General features: G+C 41.9%; 27 protein-coding genes. 3 read left to right on the forward strand and 24 right to left on the reverse strand.

Annotated elements, in window-relative coordinates:
* Positions 1-12: 12 nt before the first annotated feature.
* Positions 13-855, reverse strand: coding sequence for an STAS domain-containing protein (locus ABC357_RS18140; RefSeq protein WP_412889007.1), 843 nt, complete (start codon positions 853-855; stop codon positions 13-15).
* A gap of 213 nt (positions 856-1,068) precedes the next feature.
* Here ABC357_RS18140 and ABC357_RS18145 point away from each other — a divergent pair, with 213 nt between their 5' ends.
* A complete protein-coding gene (locus tag ABC357_RS18145) occupies positions 1,069-1,398 on the forward strand; it encodes a four-helix bundle copper-binding protein (RefSeq protein WP_412889008.1) in 330 nt (109 codons plus the stop codon).
* A 211-nt stretch (positions 1,399-1,609) separates the two neighbouring features.
* Here the strand turns inward: ABC357_RS18145 and ABC357_RS18150 are convergent, their stop codons facing one another.
* From ABC357_RS18150 to ABC357_RS18210, 13 genes are all read right to left on the reverse strand, one after another.
* The gene (locus tag ABC357_RS18150) at positions 1,610-2,428 is read right to left on the reverse strand and encodes an SDR family NAD(P)-dependent oxidoreductase (RefSeq protein WP_412889009.1); all 819 of its coding nucleotides are present in this window, start codon (positions 2,426-2,428) and stop codon (positions 1,610-1,612) included.
* Positions 2,429-2,456: 28 nt separating this feature from the next.
* A complete protein-coding gene (locus ABC357_RS18155) occupies positions 2,457-2,882 on the reverse strand; it encodes a MarR family winged helix-turn-helix transcriptional regulator (RefSeq protein WP_412889010.1) in 426 nt (141 codons plus the stop codon).
* A gap of 91 nt (positions 2,883-2,973) precedes the next feature.
* Complete coding sequence (locus ABC357_RS18160; RefSeq protein WP_412889011.1) at positions 2,974-3,729, reverse strand: SDR family NAD(P)-dependent oxidoreductase; 756 nt, start codon at positions 3,727-3,729, stop codon at positions 2,974-2,976.
* A 343-nt stretch (positions 3,730-4,072) separates the two neighbouring features.
* The gene (locus tag ABC357_RS18165; RefSeq protein WP_412889012.1) at positions 4,073-4,507 is read right to left on the reverse strand and encodes a MarR family winged helix-turn-helix transcriptional regulator; all 435 of its coding nucleotides are present in this window, start codon (positions 4,505-4,507) and stop codon (positions 4,073-4,075) included.
* Positions 4,508-4,861: 354 nt separating this feature from the next.
* Positions 4,862-5,335 (reverse strand): GNAT family N-acetyltransferase, encoded by a 474-nt coding sequence (locus ABC357_RS18170; protein WP_412889013.1) that lies wholly within the window; start codon positions 5,333-5,335, stop codon positions 4,862-4,864.
* Between the two features lie 61 nt (positions 5,336-5,396).
* The gene (locus ABC357_RS18175; RefSeq protein WP_412889014.1) at positions 5,397-6,602 is read right to left on the reverse strand and encodes an MFS transporter; all 1,206 of its coding nucleotides are present in this window, start codon (positions 6,600-6,602) and stop codon (positions 5,397-5,399) included.
* A 117-nt stretch (positions 6,603-6,719) separates the two neighbouring features.
* Positions 6,720-7,313, reverse strand: coding sequence for a TetR/AcrR family transcriptional regulator (locus ABC357_RS18180; protein WP_412889015.1), 594 nt, complete (start codon positions 7,311-7,313; stop codon positions 6,720-6,722).
* A gap of 161 nt (positions 7,314-7,474) precedes the next feature.
* Entirely contained in the window at positions 7,475-7,855 is a 381-nt protein-coding gene (locus ABC357_RS18185; protein WP_412889016.1) for a DUF2500 domain-containing protein, read from the reverse strand.
* Positions 7,852-8,238, reverse strand: a complete 387-nt coding sequence (locus tag ABC357_RS18190) for a DUF2500 domain-containing protein (RefSeq protein ID WP_412889017.1) — start codon at positions 8,236-8,238, stop codon at positions 7,852-7,854. Before ABC357_RS18190 ends, ABC357_RS18185 begins: the two co-directional genes overlap by 4 nt.
* A 203-nt stretch (positions 8,239-8,441) precedes the next feature.
* On the reverse strand, positions 8,442-9,164 hold the full coding sequence (locus tag ABC357_RS18195; protein ID WP_412889018.1) for an MBL fold metallo-hydrolase: 723 nt from the start codon (positions 9,162-9,164) through the stop codon (positions 8,442-8,444).
* A 163-nt stretch (positions 9,165-9,327) separates the two neighbouring features.
* Complete coding sequence (manA, locus tag ABC357_RS18200; RefSeq protein WP_412889019.1) at positions 9,328-10,269, reverse strand: mannose-6-phosphate isomerase, class I; 942 nt, start codon at positions 10,267-10,269, stop codon at positions 9,328-9,330.
* Positions 10,270-10,587: 318 nt separating this feature from the next.
* The gene (locus tag ABC357_RS18205) at positions 10,588-11,520 is read right to left on the reverse strand and encodes a permease prefix domain 1-containing protein (protein WP_412889020.1); all 933 of its coding nucleotides are present in this window, start codon (positions 11,518-11,520) and stop codon (positions 10,588-10,590) included.
* A gap of 12 nt (positions 11,521-11,532) precedes the next feature.
* Complete coding sequence (locus ABC357_RS18210; RefSeq protein WP_412889021.1) at positions 11,533-11,859, reverse strand: PadR family transcriptional regulator; 327 nt, start codon at positions 11,857-11,859, stop codon at positions 11,533-11,535.
* Positions 11,860-12,025: 166 nt separating this feature from the next.
* Here ABC357_RS18210 and ABC357_RS18215 point away from each other — a divergent pair, with 166 nt between their 5' ends.
* Entirely contained in the window at positions 12,026-13,516 is a 1,491-nt protein-coding gene (locus ABC357_RS18215) for a multicopper oxidase family protein (RefSeq protein ID WP_412889022.1), read from the forward strand.
* Between the two features lie 214 nt (positions 13,517-13,730).
* Here the strand turns inward: ABC357_RS18215 and ABC357_RS18220 are convergent, their stop codons facing one another.
* The 10 genes from ABC357_RS18220 to ABC357_RS18265 all read right to left on the reverse strand — a co-directional run bounded on the left by ABC357_RS18220 (position 13,731) and on the right by ABC357_RS18265 (position 23,889).
* Positions 13,731-14,630 (reverse strand): 1,4-dihydroxy-2-naphthoate polyprenyltransferase, encoded by a 900-nt coding sequence (locus tag ABC357_RS18220; protein WP_412889023.1) that lies wholly within the window; start codon positions 14,628-14,630, stop codon positions 13,731-13,733.
* A gap of 157 nt (positions 14,631-14,787) precedes the next feature.
* Positions 14,788-15,138, reverse strand: a complete 351-nt coding sequence (locus tag ABC357_RS18225; RefSeq protein ID WP_412889024.1) for a hypothetical protein — start codon at positions 15,136-15,138, stop codon at positions 14,788-14,790.
* A gap of 136 nt (positions 15,139-15,274) precedes the next feature.
* The gene (locus ABC357_RS18230) at positions 15,275-16,276 is read right to left on the reverse strand and encodes an acyltransferase (protein ID WP_412889025.1); all 1,002 of its coding nucleotides are present in this window, start codon (positions 16,274-16,276) and stop codon (positions 15,275-15,277) included.
* Positions 16,254-17,348: an alanine/ornithine racemase family PLP-dependent enzyme gene (locus ABC357_RS18235; protein ID WP_412889026.1), complete on the reverse strand. Its 1,095-nt coding sequence runs from the start codon at positions 17,346-17,348 to the stop codon at positions 16,254-16,256. The genes ABC357_RS18230 and ABC357_RS18235 overlap by 23 nt, the downstream gene beginning before the upstream one ends.
* On the reverse strand, positions 17,345-18,445 hold the full coding sequence (locus ABC357_RS18240; protein ID WP_412889027.1) for a D-alanine--D-alanine ligase family protein: 1,101 nt from the start codon (positions 18,443-18,445) through the stop codon (positions 17,345-17,347). Before ABC357_RS18240 ends, ABC357_RS18235 begins: the two co-directional genes overlap by 4 nt.
* A 577-nt stretch (positions 18,446-19,022) precedes the next feature.
* A complete protein-coding gene (locus tag ABC357_RS18245; RefSeq protein WP_412889028.1) occupies positions 19,023-19,475 on the reverse strand; it encodes a DUF2269 family protein in 453 nt (150 codons plus the stop codon).
* A gap of 141 nt (positions 19,476-19,616) precedes the next feature.
* The gene (locus ABC357_RS18250; protein WP_412889029.1) at positions 19,617-20,726 is read right to left on the reverse strand and encodes a sensor histidine kinase; all 1,110 of its coding nucleotides are present in this window, start codon (positions 20,724-20,726) and stop codon (positions 19,617-19,619) included.
* Entirely contained in the window at positions 20,716-21,396 is a 681-nt protein-coding gene (locus ABC357_RS18255; protein WP_412889030.1) for a response regulator transcription factor, read from the reverse strand. Before ABC357_RS18255 ends, ABC357_RS18250 begins: the two co-directional genes overlap by 11 nt.
* 66 nt (positions 21,397-21,462) lie before the next feature.
* Entirely contained in the window at positions 21,463-22,407 is a 945-nt protein-coding gene (locus ABC357_RS18260; RefSeq protein WP_412889031.1) for a D-alanyl-D-alanine carboxypeptidase family protein, read from the reverse strand.
* Between the two features lie 363 nt (positions 22,408-22,770).
* Complete coding sequence (locus tag ABC357_RS18265) at positions 22,771-23,889, reverse strand: YkvI family membrane protein (RefSeq protein ID WP_412889032.1); 1,119 nt, start codon at positions 23,887-23,889, stop codon at positions 22,771-22,773.
* Positions 23,890-24,071: 182 nt separating this feature from the next.
* Between ABC357_RS18265 and ABC357_RS18270 the strand changes: the two genes are divergently transcribed.
* Positions 24,072-25,367 (forward strand): MFS transporter, encoded by a 1,296-nt coding sequence (locus ABC357_RS18270; RefSeq protein ID WP_412889033.1) that lies wholly within the window; start codon positions 24,072-24,074, stop codon positions 25,365-25,367.
* The last annotated feature ends 78 nt before the right edge of the window (positions 25,368-25,445 follow it).

The raw sequence follows: 25,445 nt of genomic DNA on the forward strand, positions 1-25,445 counted from the left end.
AGCTCTTTTAATTCAGGATTCCGATTCATTTTTAATAATCGCTTGTGACAGTGTAGATGTCACACTAACCGTGTCAAAGGTCAGGCCAAGCTGCATGGCCGTCACCGCTATCTCAGGACGGATTCCGGACAATGTGGATTCCACGCCAATTAATTTCAACGCTTCAATGAGATGGAACAATTCATTAGCGACCATTGTGTCAATCATGACAACCCCTGATAGATCGATAAATAAATGATGGACTCCCTTTTTAGAGCATTGCTGCAAAGTATTTTCCATAATCGCCCGTGAACGCTGTGTATCGATATCTCCCACCAAAGGCAATAAGGCAGTATGGTGCTTCAAGGATATGATAGGCGAGCTCAACTCATTGATCATTTCCTGCTGGGCTTTCATCAATTGCTTGGAATTCCTGTAATACTCTTCAACGAACTTGGTGATTGTAGTATCAAACGCACGCCTAACCATCCGATTCCATTTGCTATGCTGCTCCCTGCTGACCTGCTCTTCATGCTCGAATACAAACCGATCAATATAATCCGCGTATTGCTCGCGGACCCTCATGAATTCACGCAGAATATAATGGATAGGTGTAGCCACATGCTGGCTGTCCTTGGCCACAGATAAAATCCAAGAGTTGAATCCCTTAAAAAACGTTTCTTCATCTTCAATAAAGATATTGCAAATCGATTCATGAAACTCATTATTTTGCCCTTTCAAGTTCTTAACAATTTCGGGATCTACCGCCGCATATACCGAATCAGGATCCTTATCATCCAGTGAAGTGTACCATTCATCTGTTAATTGGTCCTTCAAGTTAAAAAAGTAATCGCGTATTTCTTGATTTAAATCCATCCTCAGCCCCACCCTTTTGACTAAAAAGCCAGCCTAATATATTTATAGACTCATTATACCCAGTCCTTGTGCAAAAAGCTTATTCCAGACCTGCTACTCGGCAAAAAAGAAGAGCATAGGTTTATAGGCATTCCCCACCGGCATAGATGTTGTTTCACCTCCTAATAAATGGGTAATAAAACAGAAACGCACCTAAATATAAAAGGAGGAGAAATGAAAATGAATTATGAAGAATGTATAAAGGCATGCAAAGAATGCATGGAGGCTTGCAACGTTTGTTATGATGCTTGTTTGAACGAAAAAGACATTGATATGATGAGAGATTGCATCCGCATGGACCGGGAATGTGCGGATATGTGCACCTTGGCTCTGAAAGCCATGCAATCCAGATCCCCATTCGCTGAACAAATCTGCGGCCTTTGCGCTGATATCTGCCAAGCATGCGGAGAAGAATGCGGAAAACATGATAGCGAGCATTGCCAAAAATGCGCAAAAGCATGCCGGGCGTGTGCAGATGCATGCCGCCAGATGGCAACCGTTTAATTGGCTATCCTACGGTACAAGCCGCGGTTTAAAACTCAGACCGTTGAAAAAGTCGTTAAGGATGGGAAAAACACAAGAATTATCCACTATATATAACAATATAAAAGGAGTCCGCAATCTAGATGTTGTAGATTGCGGACTCCTTTTTCACTAAACTTCAGACTTTTTAAGTGCCCTGTTCAAAACTATGCGGCTTTATCTATGCATTCTTTTATTTTTCCTGTGAGGCCATCGCCTTGGCTACATATTCATTTACGTCAGCGATGCTCGGATTGGCCATATAATGTCCGCCTTCAACCTGGATGGTTTGGCCAGTGATGAATTTAGATTCATCGGATGCAAGGAACAAAACGGTATATCCAATATCATTTGCTTCGCCGTGATAAGGAACTTTATTATACTTTTCAAAAATGGCGAGCATTTCTGCAGGCATATTGTTTTTGGCGGCAGGAGTCAAAATTAGACCGGGAGCTACACCATTGCAGCGGATATGGTCTTTCCCGTATTGGGCAGCGATATACTTTGTCAAGTTGGCGACTGCCGCTTTGGAAGCGCCATAGGCTGTGCGGACTGAATCGCCGGCAAAAGCCGCCATGGAAACGGTATTTATAATAGATCCGCCGCCCGCCTTCTTCATATAAGGAATAGCGAAACGGGCTCCAAGGAGAACACTTTTCGCATTTACATTCATAAGGCGGTCCCATTCATCCAAGTCCATATTGACGGCATCCAAATCTTTTTTCAAATTCGTCATACCGACATTATTGTATAGAACATCAATCTTTCCATACGTTTCAACAGTAAAATCAACCGCCTCTTTAATGGATTCCTCTTTTGAAGCATCGAGGAAAACAGCAGTTGCTTCTCCGCCATTATTTTTAATATGTTCGGCTGCCTCCTTGGCGCCTTCAATATTGAAATCCGCAATGACGACTTTTGCCCCTTCTTGCGCCATTAATGTCGCTGCAGACAATCCAATGCCAGAGGCAGCTCCAGTCACTAATGCAACTTTTCCTTGTACACGACCCATATGGTTAGTCCCCTTTCAGAATACTCTTCTATTCTCCGAAATGATCAAGCAATTTTTTATGGATGGCCAAAAATTGTTGGACTTCCTCTTCCGTTAAGGCTTCGAACAACTGTTGGCGCAATTCCGTGCCCTTTTGATGTGCTTCATTCAGAATGTGAACGCCCTTATCCGTTATGGTCAGAAACACATTTCTGCGGTCTTCCTTGCTATACTCCCTGACAGCCAGTCCATTTTTAATTAATTTATTGGCTATATTGGTGATGGAACCAGGGGTATACCCTAGTCTAGCAGCAAGGACAGACTGCTTCTGCGAACCATTATTATGCAATTCTGCCAGTACGAGAATGGATGAAATGCCGATGCTTTTATTAAAAGCCTTCGACCACCTGATAATCGCTTCATTATTGAACAGATTGATTGTGTGTATAAGTTCGAATATATTGCTATGTCCCACAATATCCTCCTACTTTCCCATCCTTGCGCTTACAATCAGAAAAAAAGAACCCGGGGATGCGTGTTTTGCGCCCACCGGGTTTTCCAAAATATTAGCGAAGCATTGTAGCTCCACCATCAACCATGATGGTTTGTCCAGTTGTATAATTTGAATCTTCGCTTGCCAACCATACAGCTGCACGGCCAATATCTTCTTCCAATTCCCCAAGTCTTCTCATTGGAATGTTAGAAATCATGCGTTCATAGTATTCAGGCATTCTTTCTGACCAAGCAATCATACCTGGTGATTTAGCGATTGGAGAAATACAGTTCACATTGATGCCGAATGGGCCAAATTCACGAGCTCCTACACGAGTAATAGCACGGATTGCTTCTTTGGCTGCTGCATATGCTGCTTGTGTAGCATCGCCGTTGATGCCTGCACCTGAAGCGAAGTTGATGATTTTTCCTTTTGTTTCTTTCAAATATGGAAGCGCTGCTTGCATGAAGTAGAAAGTTGGATAGAAACCTGTTCCGAATGACAGATCCAAATCTTCCTGAGTCAATTCTTCAAATGGTTTTTGTTTTGAAGCATGCGCATTGTTTACTAGAATATCAAGTTTGCCGTAAGTGTCGACTACTTTTTTAACAACATCTTTTAATTTGTCATGTTCCATTAAGTTTGCTTGGATAAACATTGATTCAGGTGAATACTTTTGTAATTCCTTAACTGTTTGATCCCCTGTTTCCTGGTTTAAATCGACAATCACTACTTTTGCCCCTTCTTTAACGAAGGCTTTAGCCATACCGCTACCGATACCGCCGGCTCCCCCAGTAATAATTGCCACTTTATCTTGTAATTTTCCCATTATTACATCCCCTCTCTATGCATTTAGTTTAACACCAAACCTTTTAACATTAAAATAATATGCTTAACATTTTTTAAATAGTGCAAATATGTTTATTTGTGAATTATTTCACATAATTAATTCTTGCCGTAATCGCTTTCATCCCTGCAAATACAAACCTGAATCCACTTTGACTAAATTAAGAATACATACTGTTTCACAGCATTTACCCTTCATTCATGTTATTAATCTATTGTATTGTCCATGCTGGTTTGATTATCAAATAGAGAAAGTTGCTTCTAAGTGAGGGTTTTTTACGGAAATGGCAAAGAAAAAACCTGAAGAAAAACTTCAGGTTGCTCCTTTAAGTGGATTGGTCATCAAAATGTGCAAGCAATTTTTCATGAATCTCCAAAAACTGCTGGACTTCCTCTTCCGTCAAAGCTTCAAATAACTCTTGGCGCAGCTCTGTCCCCTTCAGATGGGCTTCATTCACGACGTCCAATCCTTTATCTGTGATAGTAAGATATACAGTGCGCCGATCACTTTCACTATATTCCCTCACGGCCATTCCATTTTTCACAAGTTTGTTGGCGATGTTCGTAATAGAACCGGGTGTGTAGCCCAGTTTATTGGCCAAATCAGTCTGTTTCTGGGAGCCGTTATGCAACAGCTCCGATAAGACAAGAATAGGCGAGATGCCAATGCTGTACTGGAACGATTTAGACCACTTGATGATTGCTTTATTCGTGAATAACTCGACTGCGTGGATCAATTTAAATATGTCACTCTGTCCCAAAAAATCCTCCTGCTTTCTCCAAAAATTTTAGGAATCCTAGCTCCCTGCCTGCCCGGCTGTTCAAATGGCGGGATATTCCCAGCAAAAACGGCTTGCAACATATCCGTACAGATTACTCCTATCCCTTCAGTTTATCACTAAGGATTTTAATATAAATAAGACTTTGCTTGGAAATGATACGATAATTTGTAAATAACCGTTAAACAGCAGGAGGTCAATAAAAATAATTAGTGTCTGTTTTTTAAGAACTTTTATCCAGAAAAATAGCCTATTATACTAACATATACAGGTTAATGCCGAATCCAAGGCTTTATCCCCCACAAAAATGGCAGCTGATATCAGCTGCCATCCATTTTAATTCCTCATATATTCCTGTCCATAATCGTGGAGCACCATCGTCAAACCGGAAATAACGCCTGTATGGTCTTCTTCCCCGTTCAATCGGAAACCATACTTCTCATACAGCTTCTGGGCCACTTGATTATCCGGCGAGATGCTAAGGAAGAGCGTATCGCAATTATATTTCTTCTCAATATGGGCTATCAGCATCGGCAGAAACTTGGATGCATATCCTTTCCCCTGAAAATGCCGATCGACCATAAACCGATCAAGCCAAACGTCTCCGCTTCCGGGATCATACCCGTACATCGCATATCCTACCGCTTCATCGCCTTCATATAAACCGGCGGATGTCCAATGCGGTTCAAATATCGATTGGGCAATCGAGAACGAATTGCTTTCAATATAACCAGTCTGCTCTTCATTAACTGATAATAAGGCAATGGTTTGCCAATTATCAGCATTTACCTCACAAATGCGGAGGCTCATAATTCCACTTCGCTTTCATTCATTTTATATAGTAAAAGGGCTTTTAAAAACACCCTCAAACTTACATTCTTGCCATCGTTCTTACTTTTTTGCGATGGGAGACGAGAATAACTCCCAGCAGGACCGTCATTACGCCGATTGCCGCAGCAACTATATATATGGCTTGCGAAACCGGGAAGACATCCATTAATACTCCTCCTATAAACGGTCCGGCAATCATGCCGACCCCATGGAACATGCTGAACAATCCATATGCAGCTCCATAGGAATTACTGCCGGTCTGGTCAACAATGCCGGCGAGCGTCGCTAAAGTAGGAGACAGAGCCAATCCTATGCTTGCTCCTATCATAACCATTCCAATAGTAACTTGCCATAAAGAAGCAGCATTTATTAAGAATGGAAGAGACAATCCCAAAATGCCAATCCCCGCGACCATTAAATATTGCGGACGGATTTTATTAGTAAGGGCACCTGATACTGGCGCCATCATTCCATATGCCACTGTCATTATACCGAACAGGAGGCCTATCATGGATGGAGTTGCGTTGAATTGCCCTGATATATAAATAGGGAGCGTTGGCTCCATAAGGCACATAGTCGTTTCGGCTGTCAGTATTATTCCCACAATCCACAGCACTGTTTTATTCTTCAAAAGAAAAAGGGCGCTCTCTTCCTGCGCTTCAAGATGTTCAGGGTCCTTCAAGAGAATATAAGAAAGGCCGAATGTGAGGACTGTAAGGACAGCCGCAAAGATAAACGGCATTTCATATCCTCCGTTTTCCATCAGCCAGCCTCCGATAGGGGCTCCAAGCAATGTTCCTGCGGAAATGCCTGAAAGGGCGATTCCCATCGCAGCCCCCCGCTCTTTTACAGAAAATAAGTCAGCCAGCAAAGCGAGAGCAGCTGCCCAAGCTGCTGCCCCAGCCAATCCTTGGACTGCTCTGGCTGCAATCATCGCCTCTATGGAATGGGAGGAAAAAGCGAAAATGACTGTCGCTAGCGCCATCCCTGTCAGCCCTAAAAGCAATGGTTTCTTGCGCCCGATCTTATCCGATAATCGCCCAAAGAAAGGTGTAAAAATCAAAAAAGCAATAGCATAGGAACTGAACAGGATGCCGACCAACGTTGATGAAGGTTTGAGCACCTCAGTTATATAAGGGGTAATAGGGATTATTAAACTATACAGCAGCATATCGATGAACAAAATGGTGATAACCAATGTTAGTCCAATTCGTTGATTTTTTGTACTATCTTTAAAAAAACTCATTTTCTTCCCTCCTTGCTATAAAACCACAAAACTATTTTTGTTTTTATAGTTTTATCCATCCATAAAAAAAGAGTCTGAATCATACCATTTGATCTCTCCAGCCTCTATACTAGATTTTTATGCTTCCTTTTTTTGTTCTGCTGCAAGAGCAATCGGGTGATGCTGATCGATCAGGCCGAACAGCAATATATCAACAATAGCAGCCAATGCATCATTTAAATTGATGCTGTTCTCAATAAAAAATGATCGGTCCAGCGTAGAATTCGTCGCGTCCAATATTAATTTCATCATCAATGGAACATTCCTATTCACAATCAGACCTTCTTCAATTCCCTTTTCAATCAATCCACGAAGGGCATCCCATTGGTTTAATGCCGTATGCATCCGTTCATACTGGACAGGATAATATCTTTTCATCTGCTCGAGAATCCTTAAATCATAAAACTCATTATATTTCGGAACAACTGTAATCACTTTTTTTATTTTTTCAAGAAGGTTCAATGAATCATCTTCCAGAATCCTCTCTGTCTGTTCGTCAAATTCAGCAATCGTATGCTCTATGATGCCATCAAGAATCTGAATCTTAGAGGAAAAATGCTCATAAAGCGTCCTTTTGCTGATTCCCAAACGTTTCGCTAAATCATCCATCGTAAACTTCATGCCTTTAGCCTGAATTTCTTCGATGAATGCATTCATAATTCTTGCCTGCATAAACTGCCTCCCTGCGGAAAATAAAGCCAGCTCAAAAACCAATAAAACATTTTTAGTTTTCTTTGTGCATTTTTATCTTATCTCACTGTAATATAAAAAGCAAACCATCCTGAAAATACGCAAAAGGGATTCCTTTTGTGCCAGGAAACACGATCGGCAAATTAGAATGCCGATTCCTTTTCTCGATATCGTTGGAAATCGACAAACCTTGTTCCCTGAAAACGCAGCGCCCCTTCATCCCCTTCACATAATTGACCGAAATCGTCGCCTCTCACTTGCAGTTCCATCCTATCTCCGCTCGCTACTTCAAACGTGACAAAATAGGATTGATGAACGCTTGTTTCTCCCCCTCCCCCGGCTTTATGGCGTTTCGCCACAACACGGGCGGAAACATCCAGAACCGGTAAACGATTGTTCTTTCTCCAAGTGGCTATCCCTCCCACAAGTCCAGCGATAAAAACGCAAACAATGAGCCCGAAAACAGTCACAAAGACAATTGGAAAAACCGTTGCCAAACCATCAAAAAAACGGTCCCCTGTCATTCAACACCCACTCCGGAGGAAGGCATACGCGTAAAGCCAAGATAGCGTGTCCCTTGAAATTGCAAATTTCCTTCGTCCCCTTCGCTCAACAGGCCAAATTCGCGCCCCTTTACTTCCAGCTCCATCCTGTCCCCATTTAATACTTCAAACGTAACAAAATAAAAATGGCGGACCCTTGATTCGCCGCCTCCTCTGATTGAAGTGCGCTTGGCGACTATTCGCGCCGGAACGTCCAATATAGGCGATTGATTGTTCTTTTGCCAAACTGCCAGATTTTTCGTTACTGTATATATGGCTACAACAACAATAATAGCTAAAATGATGAAGAACAAAGGCGGCGCACTGTCAAATACGCTATAGCCAAACTGCATTTCCTCTTCCATTAAACCATCCTCCTTAAACCAACTAATAGTAGTATACAAAATATAAATTGAAATAAATACCATTTATTAGATTTAATGATCGTTCCTTCCGGTTAAGAACTATTGGGCCAACAAAAAAAGATGGTCCCTTATAAAAGGGCCATCATTTCCAAGAATTCAATGCTGCACATCTTTCCGTTGTTCAACACAAGTCGGGAATACGCTTAAACAGATTCAACGACATGAAAGCCGAGGCTTTCTGCTTCTTCCCTGGAAAATGTTTCATCCAAATGCATGCAATACACTTTATCGCGGTGCTCTGCCGGAATCAATTCAGTCAGCTTCCGCAGAGACAGATGCACATTATTCTCCGGATCAGCTTTACTTGTATCCTGATAAAATTGATCTATTTTCCCATCAAGCATCAAGCTTAAGATGTCATCCGGCACCATATTGCAGTCGCCGCTGTAGTATACGTTTTTTCCGTCAATCTCCATTAAATAGGCAAAGCAAGTCAAGGTCGGGACATGCTCCACCAAATAAGGCTTAATTGAGGTAATGCCCATTAAATCCTTTGGCGCATAGGAATCGCCGATTGCTACTTGATCATATTGGTCATCGCTGATTCCTTCACTCCGTAATATCTCCTGAATATCTTTTACTAACGCCTTTGGAGAAAGAATGCTGATTTTTTTCACTTTCTGCGGCTTCATCACATTGAAGGAATAACCGACCAGATCCCCAAGCGACCCGACGTGATCTGCATGAAGATGCGTCTGTAGCAATGTAATCTGCCTTACTCCGTCCAGCATCCCTCTTTCCATTATTCTGCTGAAATTTGTAGAGCCGCAATCAATTAAAAACAAATCCTTTTCTTTTTTCATGCAGGCATTATTATTTCCCAATGCCGTATTGAATGCACTTCCGATTCCGATAAACGAAAACATACGATCAACTCCTTACTAATGTACATACCCCATATCCCTACATCTTAGTAATGTATCCTAAAATATGCAAGTTCTTCGGATAGACTCGGCTAGTTTAATTAAAAGTTCTTTTACGTAAGCGAAGAAGCCGTTCCTGCCTAGCTTGCAGAAACGGCTTCTATTTTTATACATGGGAAGCGATTATGTCCACTTTACCGCAAATCGTAAACTCTCCGAACCCATTAGGCAGAATGAAGTGATCGCCTTTTTTTAGCGCATACTCTTCATTCTCTTTCTTCAATACTCCTTCACCATCAATAACAGAGCATAACATATACGTATCGTAAGCGAATGGTGTGCAGTCTGAGATCATCCACTTATAAACGGAGAAGAACTCCGACTCCAGGTACTTCATGATCTTTGCATGGCCCCTCTGCTCAAAAGTGGCTTGTGGCGCTTCTGCCTTGTGAGGAATCGTTGCCACTTCGAGAGATTTATCCACGTGTAATTCACGAGGGTTGCCCTGATCGTCCGTTCGGCCATAGTCATACAAACGATAGGTTGTATCAGAGCTTTGCTGAGTTTCAAGCACTAGCGTCCCTTCACAAAGAGCATGTATGGTTCCACTTGGCACATAGAAGAAATCGCCAGGCTTAATAGACACACGATTCAGCAGTCCATCCCAGTTTCCGTCCTTCATTAGTTGAATGAATTCTTCCTTCGTTTTGGCAGAGTGGCCGTAAATCAAGCTGGCACCTGGCTTGCAATCAAGAATGTACCAGCATTCCGTTTTGCCAAGTTCGCCATTTTCATGTTCTTTTGCATAAGCATCATCTGGATGGACCTGAACCGATAAATCCATATTCGCATCCAAGATCTTTGTCAGCAAGGGGAATACATCTTCCTTAGGATGGCCGAATAATTGAGGCTGTTCTTTCCATAAACGGTCCAATGTCTGGCCCTTGTAGGGTCCGTTCATGACAGTCGACGGACCATTCGGATGAGCAGAAATGGCCCAGCATTCGCCCGTGCGGTTGCTAGGAATTTCGTATCCAAATTGTGTGCGGAGTGCATCTCCCCCCCAAATTCTTTCTTGAAATACAGGTTGTAAAAACAATGGTTCCATGTTGTTCCTCCCGAATAGTGTAGTCTGATTTGTTGCAGTTATATAGTGATGGATATTGAAAGTAAAGGATAAAGAGATAAGCAGTCTTAAGCTTTGTAGTGATACAAACCGAAACGTTGAGCATATGCAAATTGTTGATAATCACATCTATGCTTGCATAGCTTTTTCCCTTATATCCTAACATGCCCTTTTTTTAATGGGCGTACAAATTATGTACCATCTGTTACAATTGCCTACGCCCTAAAAAAGGCTTCAACTTAGCTATTTTAACTCTTCAATACTGAATAATACTCAAAAAAAGCCCAAAGTTCCATGAACTCAGGCTTGTGGAGTACGCTTTCCTGCATAAAAAGCTTCAAGCAGCACTTGTATACCTATGGCAAAAATAAAGACAAGCCATGAATAGGCCCAGCTTCCAAAGAAGCCGATCACTAGAAACAAACCGATGGCAAAGATCCATAATGCGCCGGATAGATTTCCATGGACCATCATGGCTCTTATTGCTTCTTTCTCTTCAGGGTTCGCATTAGCCAGGTGGTTGCTATTCCAGATGGTTTGCTTGCTACGGTCTGTTTCAGTCAACCCTAAAAAGACGAATAAACAAATGGCTGGTAAAACAAATGGCACCAATGTAGAAATAGCGACGAAAATGGCTTCATTATTGAAAGACAGCAATTGGTTCATATGTTCAAGCTGACCTGTAAGGCCCATTCTTTCAAGATAGACAATAAAAGAAATGAACAATCCGATAGTCAACAACAAAGCGGCAATCGCATATACAGCTGCCCTCTTTTTCTTCATCGCATAGTGCTGATCCGTTTCATGTGTTAATCCGATGAAAACGAATGCAGTAACCGATATGGCCGCAAACGGAAAGAATACTGAAATCCCTGTGAATAGGTTTTGGTTTTGAAAGAATACAATGAGCGCTGTAATAATACCGAACAACAAAATCCCTGTCGCAATTGTATATCCTAAAGCAAGCTTTTTCCCCAATGGTTTCCGGATATACATCGCGTCGTATACTTCCATTTTTCTGCTCAACGAGATTTCCTCCGCCACTTCACTGATATCGCCCAGTTCCTTCATTCCTTGCTGAAAAGCTTCCTCTTCCGGCATTCCGTCTGCCATTGCTTCTTCAATGCGGATGGCCAAATTCGCTTTTATTTCTTCCTTCAGCTCATGCAGTTGCTTCGACTCTTTATAGTCCTCAAAAATGCGGTCCACATAACGCTGGATACGGTCTTCCATACAATCAACTCCTTATATTAATTGATCAATCATATTTTTAGTAAATTCCCAATCGGTTTTATTCCGCTTGTATAATGTTTCTCCTGCAGCATTCAGCTTGTAATATTTACGTCTGCCTCCCTGGCTTTCATCCCCCCAATAGGATGAAATGTATCCTTCTTTTTCAAGCCTCCTGAAGCTTGAATATAAAGTAGCTTCTTTCAATTCATACAAGCCTTTGCTTTTTGCGAGAATTCTCTTATATATATCATAGCCATAGCTGTCTCCATCGCGAAGAATGCCCAATACAATGGTATCCGTATGCCCTCTAATTAAATCTGAAGATATCTTGCCTTCCATGCCACCGCCTCCTGAGTACAATATATAACATATTACTTTGTCTGTCAAAGTAATGTAACAGACAAAATGATACTTTATTCCCCAAACGATTCAAAGAACGCCATCTGCAAACATTCTACATATTTGCCGGTTAAGATAGAAACGAACACAAAGGAGGAAAGAAAACATGAAAAAAAGACTCGCAATACCTTTATTACTAGCCGGATCCCTCACTATTACTGCTTGCTCTGACAAAAATGACGAGCACATGGAAGGCATGGATATGTCCCATTCTGATAACAGCAGCAAGCAAGGAATGAATATGGAGATGGGGCATAATGAATCGATATCACTGAAGGATTCGACTGGAGAAAATGAACTCAATATGCCTGCTATCCTAAAAGCAGACAGCCAATCAGATAACGAAGTGACCTATACAGTGGATGCAAGGCAAGGACAATCAGAGTTATTCAAAGGAACAAAAACAAATACGCTCGGCTATAACGGCTCTTTTATGGGCCCTGTCTTAAAGCTAAAAAAGGGACAAAATGTCCATATCAAGACGAAAAACAGCCTGCAGGAGGATACAACTTTCCACTGGCATGGACTGGAGGTTGCTGGATCAGCTGACGGTGGGCCGCATAATGTGCTGAAGCCCGGTACAACTAAGGAATTATCCTTCAAAGTGGAACAGCCTGCCGCCACCCTTTGGTTCCATCCCCATGTAATGGGCAAAACAGCGAAACAAGTTTTTAACGGCTTAGCTGGGCTCATATATATAGAGGATGATCAGGAAAATAAACTGAATTTGCCGAATGAATATGGAAAGAATGACATTCCTTTGATCATTCAGGATAAGGCATTCACAGAAACCAAACAATTAAATTATGATGGCGTTCATAATAGCGATGGAACTACCGGTGATACGACTGTCATCAATGGAACAGTGAACCCTCGGTTAACAGTAGACAAAGGACAGATCAGATTACGTTTGCTGAACGGTTCAAACGCGCGCAATTATACATTCAAGCTAAGCAACGGACAATCATTCAACCAGATTGCCTCTGATGGAGGATTGCTCAATGAACCTGTCTCCATGAAGGAATTAAAACTTGGTCCGGCAGAGCGGGCAGAAATTATTGTGGATTTTTCAAATACCGACGAAAAAACAGTGTCCTTGATTGATGGCAAGGATACAGTTCTTTTGCCGATCCATTTTAAAGAAGATACACATAATAAGAAGTCCGGGAAGCTGCCAGGCACGCTAACTACCATTTCTCTTTCTGAAGATCTGAAGCAAAAACCTATCGACAAAAAAGTCGAGCTCTTTGGAATGGGCAACAATGTCACCATCAATGGCAAACCATTCGATATGAATCGCATAGATTTTACCCAGAAGCAAGGCATCACAGAGATATGGGAAATCTACAATAAGCCCGACCATATGGGAGGCATGATCCATCCTTTCCATATCCACGGGACACAATTCAAGGTAGTGTCCATAAATGGCAAACAGCCGCCTGCCAATGAACAAGGCTATAAGGACACCGTCTTGCTCGATCCAGGCGATAGAATCAAGCTCGCGGTCTCCTTTCCCCATAAAGGCATTTACATGTACCACTGCCACATACTAGAGCATGAAGAAAACGGCATGATGGGCCAAATCAAAGTTGAATAACTAAAGCGAAAAGCGCCTGTTTACCCCCGACAAGCTTAAGGCGAGCACTGCTTAAAGGCTGCTCTTTGCCTTTAACAGAGATTGACTTAAGACCTCGAGGGGGTGGCGCTTGCAGCTGGATGAAACTAAAGCGAAAAGCGCCTGTTTACCCCCGACAAGCTTAAGATGGGGCACTGACAAAGGCTCTGCTTAAGGCTTCGAGGTTTTCCAATTCTCAGGTTAAGAACAACCCGATTGACAATAATAAGCCGAAGACTGTATTCGTCTGGGCTGTCGATTTCATCGCTGTAATCATTTTCAGCTTGATGCCTTCGCTCAGGAAACCTTTTACGGCTTTAACCGGAATTGGAATGCTGAGGAATACAAATAACGTCCAAGGACTTGCAACACCGGCAAATACAAGTGCCAGAATCCATAGATAGGCCAGCACGAAGGAAGCAGCCAATACATAAACAGCTTTCCTTCTTCCAATCAGAATAGCAAGTGTTTTACGGCCCCCCAGTGTATCTTCCTCAATATCGCGAATATTATTAGACAGGTTGATTGCCCCGACAAGGATGGCAATTGGGATGGACAGCAGAATGCTCTGCGCATTCACAAACCCAGTCTGTAAATAAAACGCAATGAGAATGAACATGGATCCCATGCATAATCCAGAGAACAGCTCGCCAAAAGGAGTATAGGCAATCGGCAGCGGACCGCCTGTATACAGATAGCCAATGGCCATTCCGACAAGTCCGACTAACGCCAGCCACCAAGTAGTGCTTGCACAAATATATACACCGATCAATAAAGCTATCGCATAGCAAGCAAGCGCCATTTGCAGCACTGTCCGCGGTTTCATGCCTTCACGTACAATCGCACCGCCGATGCCGACAGATTCCTCTGTATCTAGCCCTCTCCTAAAATCGTAATATTCATTGAATAGATTCGTAGCGATTTGAATGAAGAGGCAGGCAAACATCATGGCTATAAATAATCCAAAATCTAGCTTACTATAAGACTTGGCTGCAGCTGTTCCAATTAACACAGGAACAAAAGAAGCCGTTAAAGTATGAGGCCGGGTTAACTTCCACAATATTGCCATCTTCTTCTTCGTAAAATGTCTTTTCATCTCATCTACCCTTCCCCTAAATGATAATCCCGTCCAAAAGTTTAACATATAGTTGCCGGTTTAAGCGAATTTTGTCGAAAAATAATACGCATACCAAGCAAACGGCGATTATCTTCAGATTGATGTCCCGATCCATATTTCAAATCCAATCAACTCTTTACATGCTTACAATGACAAAAAGCAAGATACATAAAGCCGCAGTAATAAATGACAGTATAAAGAGAAGCAGGCTATACAGTACATTATTCGGCCATTCCTTAAAACCAGACAACACCATTAACAATATGGAAATGATAGTAATCGGAATGAATAAAGCATCTGCCCAATATCGAGGCATACGTTCATACACGCCGCCTAGAAATAAGAATCCATTCATCCCCCAAACTAAAATAGCAATCATTGTCATGACTAATGGCCTTCGTTTCAACTTCCCGCTTTTGTCAGTCACCGATGTAATCACGACAAGGGCAAGCATGGAGGCCAGCAAAAAGAGAAACCATTCCAACATTTATCCAAGCCCCCTCTTGATAGGTCCAGTATACCACGTTCCCTGCCCATTCATCTAAAGGGAAGAATCGCATGAAAAAGGCAGCCTTCTAAATGAAAGCCGCCCTATGCCCTGGCCAAATCCCTACTCTCGCTCTTTAATATAACTGCCGGATAAAACGATTCTTCTTACCGATGTAGATAAAACCAATTGAAAATAAGAAAGAAAGAACGACGATTGCTGTACTGTATAGAAAGGAATTCATTTGAAAGACTATTCCGACTGTCAGCAGGAACAATCCATGTGATACATACATCAAAAAGCTGATTGGCCTTAGCATTCGGTAAATCGGCCTATTACGTAACCCTGCGTTTCTCAGGAACGAAAATAAGAAATAAACGGCAGGGGCAAGCATTAACCACATGCCATTTCCCTTTGTAAAAGATTCTCCCCTCAATAAGCTTACTTCCAAAAGTAAGAATAGGAAGAAAAGAATACAATACCACAAGTCTTTTCGCGGCTTTCTTTTTTCTCCAAACATCGCTAAATATATGCCCGCACTCACAAAAAAGCTCCCGAAAAATAATCCATTCCTTGTTGTCAGGAAAAGGGCATAATACCATGAAAGCAAATCCTGTTGTTGAAAAAGGTCATAGTACGATTGAAGCAACGTACCTGCCACAAATAGTGTAAACGTTATGTACATAACGAATTTGGGCTTTAAAAACTTAAATAGGCAATATGAAAAAACAACAGCAAATAAGAGAGAAGGAAGATACCAGAGTGTATAATAGCTTCCTTCAAAAAAGAATTTCTGGAGGTATTCCCCCCAGTATTGCCAGCCGCCTCCCTTCGCCAGCCAAACCATTGCCTGTAAAGGCAAGTAGATCAGACTCCATAGCACATACAATTTGAGCAGTTTTTTTGCATATATAAGGAGAAAGGTTTGTTTCTCACCAGATCCTGAATGCCCATCCAGCTTTTTGAAAAAGAAATAACCTGAAGCCATAAAGAAAAATGGTACAGCCACACGGCAAACCCCTGAGACCCATATGTAGTTAAACGCCGGCGACAGATCAAGAAAGGGATCTGTATGAATGCTGATCACGAATAAAGCTGCTACAAATCTCATCAAATCAATAGCATTGTATGACTTCATGGATAGCCTCCTGGTGGATGTACGGAGAAGCCATCGCTGTCAATATGCCCGAATAGGTTGCCACCTCGAATAACACCCAATCTCCTGTCTGGTAAGTCTCTACTGCTTCTGTAAGATCCAATATCAAATGATCGCTACTCGCCCCCTCAATGGTAATGCCTGAATCGTAAGGGGTTAGACCACTAACATCCATATCCTGCCTTCCGATCGCCACAATGGCTCTTTTCCTTAATCCTTTATCCTCGAAAAGAGGGATGTCCCCAAATGCATTCATTCTCGCAGTTTCCCCCTGCGGCAATGAAGGCTTTTCTTGGATTTCAATAATTTCCGCCTTTAAAGAAACCGTCCTCGAAGTCCATCCAGGCACTTTATTCCCCTGCCCTATTTCCATCCCTAGATAAATGGCTTGGTTTACACGAAGCTGTGTGACCCCTTTCGGCAGCCTTCCTTCATACAGCATTTGCAGAATGCTTGAATTCCCTCCGGATATAATGGGCAAATCAATGCCGTATCGTCCCCGTATTTCCTCACCTAAGGAAATGAAATGCCCATAATTTTGTTCAGTCGGCATAATCCCGCCGAAGCAGGTAACATTCGTTCCTAATCCTTCTAGCACAATTCCTTTCATCTGGACAATCGAATCAATCATGGCAAACATATTTTCGGAATGCTCATGCCAAATGCCTTCGCGTAAATCTCCTACATCGACCATCAGAATAACACCATGTTTTTTCTTTAATTCGGCCGCTGCTTTGTCAAGAGCACGGATAACCATCAAGTCAGAATTCAAGCTATAATCAGCGAATGTGACAACCTCATTCACTTCACTCAACTTAGGCGATCTTAACAGCATTTTGGGGATGGGCAGATGATTGAGTTTCTTCAGGTTTTCAATTCGTGAATCTGCCAACAAATCAACACCTGCTTCCATTTGGGCTTTAGCAAAAGCTTCGTTTCCGCAGCATCCTTTCGTGATCCCGGCCACACTCACTCCATATTCCCTGGCTTTATTCACCAGCTGCCTGGTATTATGTTTGATTTTCTCCAAGTCTATCTGCAGTACAGGCTTCATAGCTGTGTTCCCCCCAGCTGCTTCCGATCCAGCTGTTGATAGTGAAGGGTATCCATTTTTTTAAATTGTAAGGCCCCGAGCTTAATCAGTTGGTCCAAAACCTCTGAATAACTGCAATTTTCGGAAGCCTGCACCAATAAAGGAAACATGCTGTGCTTGGTGAACCCCGGTATGGTATTCACTTCATTCAGATAAATGGACTGATTTTCTGTAATAAAGAAATCTGCCCTAAGCATTCCTGTGCATCCCAAAGCACGATAAGCTTCCTTCGCATATTCGCACATTTTCAAATAAATATCATCGGAAATGTCAGCAGGGATGATCGGAGTGAGTCCGGCATCCATGTACTTATCCTCATATCCAAAAAAAGAAGCTTCTCTCTTCCATTCTCCAGCCATTGAACACCTGATCATCTGATTGCCTGTTAAAGCAACCAATACCTCTTTGCCTTGAATTTCTTCTTCTATTAGAATTTTATAATCATATTGAAAAGCCGCCATGATTGCCCCTTCTAAATCTGCCCTTGACAGACAACGGGTAATGCCGATGCTGGAGCCCATATTAGCGGGCTTCACATAGCAAGGATAACCGATTTCTTCTGTGGCTCTCTGTAAGCAGCCATATGGATTACGCTTGTACTCATCTTCTTGAAAGGCAATAAAAGCGGCCTGAGGAATAGAATGGCAGCTGAAAACCTTCTTGGCCAAAACTTTATCCATCGCAACAGCTGAGGCAGCCACCCCATTCCCCACGTAAGCTATATTCATCATTTCCAATAGTCCCTGCAGCTTTCCGTCTTCTCCAAAAGTACCATGCATGACGGGAAACACGATGCTATTTTCATCGTTTATACTTAATAAAAGCTCCAAAATAGAATGTGTTTGGGACAAGGGTGATGTTCTTAGTACAGCCGCTTCTGTCACCTCCTGCCCATTCATCTGCCAAGGCCTTGTCCAAATGCCATCACGGGTTATATACAAGGCAAAAACATCATAGAGTTCTTTATTTAATTCATTAAGGACATTCACAGCTGAAGACACCGATACATCATGCTCCCCCGTCTTGCCACCGAATAATACATAGACTTTCTTCTTCACAGCTATTCCTCCACGCAAATTTTATTTTTGGCCGCATCTCCACACTCTTTCATTTGGGCAATCAAGATCATGATAAAACGCCAGGTTTAGAAGCCGGTCCATACCGCCTGCCCAACTAAATATCTGAGAGTAGAGACCATAACCGATCTTGACTAAAAGTATAAAGTGTAAAAATAAAGCCCCAATAAATAAAAACTTAAGAAAAGCTGAAGAAAAACCAATAAGAATGTTAATTTCCTTCCAGCTCCTATAATGGCAACATGATGCAAACCATCCGTGATCATGGCCGATTTAGTTTTGTAACTGGCCAATCCAAACAAGTTATTATTTACAGGATGCTTTTAACGATCCCAAAACGAAGAAACACGTTCTTATTGGCAGGCTCATTGTATGGATATCATCTTTCCAGACTATATTTCACAACAAAAAACCGACCCACATAGGGATCGGTTCTTTTTTAAATGTATGTAATGGTTTTCTAAGAAATGGACAACTTTGCCCTCTTCTCCTGCGCTACTGGCAACTGCTTTATACAACATAAAAAGACAGCTCCCCTCAAAAAACTATTCTTTCTTTATTAGAAAGGCTTCCATACCATCAGAATGACAAGAAGAAATGTGGCAGTATGGGCAATGGCTGACCATGGCGCCATTTCCTTGGCTATTCCTAAATAATGGGAAGGTAACCGTTCATCTTCTGCACTCTTCAAGGCATCCACTTGCCGATCAAGCTTCCGTGGAATCATTACAATGAAAATTGGCTGGATCAGCACATATAACACCAAAGAAGCTGTGAACCAGATTTCTCCCCAAAGATATGTATTCATTATCCCCATCAAGACACCTGTAAGAAGAAGAACAATCCCCCCTATTTTGGCAACCTTGGATATCCCTCTATAAAGCTCAATGGAAAAAAGAGCCTGGGAGACCGTCTTAGGATAGGAAATAACTAGCGGCATAATAAAGGTCCCGCCAATACCACAAACAGCGGCCGTCACATGCAACAGTATTAACAAACCGAACAAAGTCATACTTATTCCCCCGATAAAAGATAATAACAACTCTATTAATATAGTATGTAAGAACTATATTAACAACCACTTTTAATCAAAAATGTAAAAAATATCTAATAAAACCAGTCCGAACAAAAAAACCGACCCAGTAGGATCGGTTCACTCTTTATCAGTTTCAAGCAATGGCAGCCTCACGGTAAAGGTCGTTCTCTCCTGGCTGCTCTTCGCTCCTATTGTTCCGCCATGAGATTCCACAATCCCCTTAGCGATGGCCAGGCCAAGTCCAGCTCCGCCTGTGTCGGAAGACCGTGATGCTTCGACACGGTATAAGCGATTAAATAATAATGGAAGAGCCGCTTCCGGAATCGGGTCCCCAGCATTTATGATTTCAATCACTGCCTGTTTTTTCTCGCCGGACAGAATAATGAGTATATCTTCCCCGGCTTTTCCATACTTTAAGGCATTGGAAATGATATTTTCAAACACTCGAACCAGCTTATCGGCATCAGCCCCTACAAGGATGGATTCCTTTTCATCCAAATCGATACAGATGCCTAATTTGGTCGTTTCGGGAAGAAACTGGGCAATCAGTTGTTTCAGCAATTCATTCAGATTAATCTCTGTTTTATAAAGAACAAGCTCCTCATTCTGAAGCTTTGTATATTCAAAAAGGTCATTGACCATCCGTTTCAGCCTAACCGATTTTTCATAAGCGATATCCGCATAATAAATCAGTTCCACCTCGTCTTTATACTTACCCTCTTCTATTAACTGCAGATAACCAATCATCGATGTCAGCGGTGTCCTTAAATCATGGGATACATTGGTGATCAAATCATTCTTCAGATGGCTGATCCGTTTTTCTTCCTTGATCAAGTAATCAAGCTGCCGCTTCATTAATTCAAGATTATTGAAAATACTTAATGGCATGGACGGCAAATCCTTCGGGATCTGGACATCGAAATTCCCCTTCGATAATTCATGGGTCACATGCTCCGCCTGGGAAACATATTTGGCCGGCTTCCTTACGAGCAGCATAAAATAGACAAACAAAAAAAGAACGACAAGTATGCTGGCGGCGGGTGCCAATCCATATGTATAGTACAACTTGCGGATAAGCGGTCCGACAAAACCATCAATAGTCGAATGCTTATAGATATAATAAACGATGCCGAGAAGTAAAGCAGCTGTCGCAATTGAGAGTAAAAGACTGTATAGAAGAAGAAGAAACAATTTAATCGTAAGAGATAACCGTATGTTATTTCTCAATTTTGTAGCCTACTCCCCAAATCGTCTTAATCACTTTATAGCCAAGCTCTTTTTCCAGTTTCTCCCGGAGATTGCTTATATGGACCATAATGGTATTGTTTGCATTGATATAGGATTCCTTCCAAACAAGCTTATACAACTCTTCAGAACTGTAGACACGCCCCGGATTGGAGGCAAGAATCGACAGAATGCTGAACTCCTTCGCCGTCAGGGTAATTTCCTTTCCAGCGGCCGTCACTTTATGCTCCTTTTGATCAATTTCCAGATTATCAATGGAAATATGCGATTTATTTGCATTTTCGCTATATTGATAGGCCCTGCGCAACAATGTCTTTACTCTTGCTACCACCTCAAGCGGATTGAAGGGCTTCGTCAAATAATCATCTGCACCGCTCATCAGTCCAGTTATTTTATCCATATCCTCCGATTTGGCGGTCAACATCAATATAGGGACCAGACTCGTTTCCCTTAGCACTCTGCACATCTCCATACCATCCATGACAGGCATCATCAAGTCCAGAATGACTAAATCAATCGGTTCGATTTCCATTATCTCCAGTGCTTCCTTCCCATTGGAAGCAGTATGAATGATAAACCCTTCATTCTTCAAATAAATAGAAATCAAATGGACGATTTCATCATCATCATCCACCACGAGAATTTGCTTCATAAGTGCAGCCCCCTTTCCTATTGAACGTAATTCAATGAATACTTTAAAAATTATATCATATAGCGATTAGCTTCCATAGGTTATCCCTGCACTCAGTAATGCGGATGAATCATTGAAAACCTCCTCATTGGTCGAGTCGAAGACTAAAGCCACCAAATGCCGGCCGTCTACTTTTATGGAGGAAACTAAGCATCTACCTGCTTCATCTGTAAATCCAGTTTTTATGCCATCCACCCCCTCGAAATAATGTTCATTTTCCGGATCCAACAATTGATTGGTATTTTTATAGGAAACGTTTTTATCACGATAAGTGGACTGGGATACAATCGCCATGAATTCAGGGATTTTCATAGCCGCTTCTGTAATGATGGCCATATCATAGGCGGTCGTATAATGATTACGGTCATGCAGTCCATTCGAATTCACGAAATGGGAATGGGTTGCACCTAACTGATCAGCATACTCGTTCATCTCCCGGACAAATACGGCCATCGCTTTTTCATTGCTGAGATGGAGATTCCCTTCTATTTTTTTGCCTGCATAAATAGCGATTGTCCTCGCCGCATCATTTCCGGAAGGAAGCATTAAGCCAGACATCAACTCCCGCAGTGTATAGGATTGCCCTTCAACAAGGTATGCGGTACTTTCCCCTTTTTCTTTCATATTGACTTCATCGCCAACTGTGATTCGGTCATTCAGATTTCCATATTTAAGCGCTAATTGTGCTGTCAGTATTTTGGTCGTGCTGGCGGGATATATTCGTTTATTTGCATTTTTTTCATATAAGATGTTTCCATCTCTCTCATCAAAAAGCAGGGCGACTTTGCCCGTCAAACCCAATTCGGGTATCTTTTTCTCCTCTTTTTGCTTAGGTTCTGGCTCAGGTTCTAGCTTAGTACGTTCTGGATGGAGAACCTCCATCTTACTATTGGATGTGTCATTATATACTTGGTATCCCCAATATCCGGCCACGGCCGCAATCAGAATAAAAATGGCAAAGATTTTCTTCATTGTTATGATCTCCTGGAATGTATTTTGTATAACATACTGTACAGGACGATGATAAAGAGAAATGAAAGAAAATCTTAAGAAAACCTTAACTTCTTAATTTAATTGAATTGGATTGCATCAAAATAGACCTCCTAAAAGGTCTATTTCTCCATGAATTTATGATTCTCGATTTGACTTTAGACATCGGGAAAGAAGGTCCATATCGCATAAAATAGCTTTTTTTATACATATGTCGGGGCAGTTCTCATATTCGGCTGCCAATCGCTTCAATTCCCTGACAAACAGTTTTCTTTCATATAAATCCAATCACCCATCACCTTTCATTTTATGTTAGATGTTCTGACCATACTGAAGATGGCCATCTCAGACTATTTTTTTCTGGTCGGCGGATTTTCCGAAAGATTTCATTCTGAAAGAGGAGACAACCAGAATGCCAATCAGCAATAATCCTAAATAACCAAATAAGGGATATAAAAAGGAGACAAGTTGTGTGAAGCCAAAAAAGCTGGCGAAGAAACCAATTAATAGAACGATAAACACAAAACCATTGAATTTCTTTGTCTTCGGTTTAAAAAAACGTGTCCCTAACGAAAAAAACATCGAAACTGCCGAATTGAAAATCATTCCTAACAGAACAATGGAATAGACAATTCCTAACACTGGGGAAATTTGGTTTGCCAATCCCAACGAGGGCATATCAAGACCTGCAAGCTGATCAATATTCGCGAAGATGGCCAGATGACTCATAATGACTAAAATCCCCACTCCAACTCCGCCTACCAGGCCTCCAATGGATGCTATTCTTTCATTGGATTCATCTCCTCCCATCACTAACGTCATGGAAGCTCCCATAGCAATAGCCAATGACACATAGTTAATAGCAGATACTAGCCAATGTCCGGCTGCTGAAGGCTGCTCCTTGGCCAGCATGTCCAATTCACTGAAGGACACATCCATTGTAAACATGCTGTAGATAAACAGAAAAATAACAACAAAAATAAGAAAAGGAGTCACCAATGCAATCACTTTTACTACTTGATCTACATTGGACATAACGGTGGCCAGCACAAGAAGCGTCATTAATACAGTCCCTGCTATCTCCGGAATGCCGAACTGCTGCCTGAAGATGGAGCCGGAACCTGCAATCATGACAACCCCGATCCCAAATAAGATGACGACCAATATATAGTCGATCACCCTTCCCAGATGCTTTCCACTGATCCTAACAATAGCTTCCTGATGGGAATCGGTCTGTGTCCTGATTCCAAGCTTCATGAGTGTCATACCCATATATCCAAATAAGATCACAGATATAACCGCTCCGACAGTCCCCTTTATTCCAAAGCTCGTAAAATATTGCAAAATCTCCTGACCTGAAGCAAACCCTGCTCCAATCAAAATACCGATAAATGCACTAGAAATTTTAAAAATAGTTCCCATACGTTTCTCTGCAATCCCCCCTGGTACGTTTGATGCGTACATGGCACGTTTATCACCTCTATAATTGTGACTAACATGCAAAACACATACTCCTCCTCTTCCCTGCCATATAAGGATAAAACGTAGAAATGCCATTTCCTCCTATAATCAACTTGTTTGACTTTTTATTTTTGTGGAAAAGAGATAAAAGACTATCTTAGATCGACACGAGAAGAGGAATTGGAATGACAGACAATCAAACTTCACGGCCAAAGGGCTCCAATACAAGATGGATGATTTCCTCTCTATTATGCTCAATGGTTATGCTGAATTATTTTGACCGTGTGGCTGTTTCTATTGCCGCACCTGATTTACAGCACAGTTTCGGGCTGACAGCCTTCGAAATCGGGCTCGTTTTCTCTATCTATAATTATTCATATACCTTGATGCAGCTTCCAATCGGCTACCTGCTTGATAAAAAAGGGGTAAGCCCGGTTGTGAGAACAGGGCTGGTCATATGGAGCCTATTAACCATTGTGTTTGCCTTTATACAAGGGAAGCTGCTGCTCTATATCCTTCGGTTTTTCACAGGAATGGCGAGCGCGGCCGCATTTCCCGCCGCATCAAAGGCAACGGCTAATTGGTTTCCGGCACATGAACGCGGGCTTGCCAATGCATTGTTCGATTCATCGGCCAAGCTATCGAATGTCATAGGCGCTCCATTGGTGGCACTCATTATCTCCTTTTTTGATTGGAGAGTGGCCGTTTTGAGCATTGGAATCATGAACGTTCTGTTCACGGTCATTTTTTGGCGCAATTATGCGGAACCAAAGAATCATAAAAAAGTATCAGAACGCGAGCTTCACTATATCCGCGACACGCAAGAATCAGAAGAAGTATCTTATCCGTTCTTATATGTATTAAAGAAATTATTCTCAAGCCGAAAAGTATGGGGAGTGACCATCGGATTTACCGGTTATGGCTATACCTTCAATTTATTGCTGATGTGGCTGCCGACTTTTTTCAAGGAGCAATTCAAATTGGATTCAGTGACCACCTCGTTATTGGTCGCCATTCCCTGGCTTATCGCAGCGCTGGTCGGCATCTTGGTCGGCGGATGGCTAGTGGATATCTTAATTCGAAAAGGCGTGGAAGAAAATAAAGTGTATAGACGGATTATCATCACAGGTTTTACAGTCGGCCTTGTATTTTTGGGTTCCATCTTTACCGACAATCCGATTATATCCATGTTTTGCATCACCATTGGTTTGGCTGGAATTTCCGCTACCGCCCCTATCGGATGGTCCATCGTATCAAAAATTGCTCCCCCAGGGACCAATGCCAATATGAGCGCGATCATCAATTTTTCCAACAATTTATTTGGCGGAATCATCGCTTCATTAGTGACCGGCTATATCATCGACGTAACAGGCTCCTTTAATCTGGCCTTTCTCATCGCCGGAGCGGTCCTTATCATCGGCATTTTCTTCTATACAGTCGTTTTAGGGAAAATGGAAAGAATTGTGTGGGAAGAAGAATAAAAATATATAATGATACGAGTAAAGAGGCTGGGATATAGCTAAAATGCTATTGTCCCAGCCTCTTTTCCTAAATCTGTA

The sequence above is a fragment of the Bacillus kalamii genome (assembly GCF_047238185.1).
Taxonomy (GTDB): domain Bacteria; phylum Bacillota; class Bacilli; order Bacillales; family DSM-1321; genus Bacillus_AD.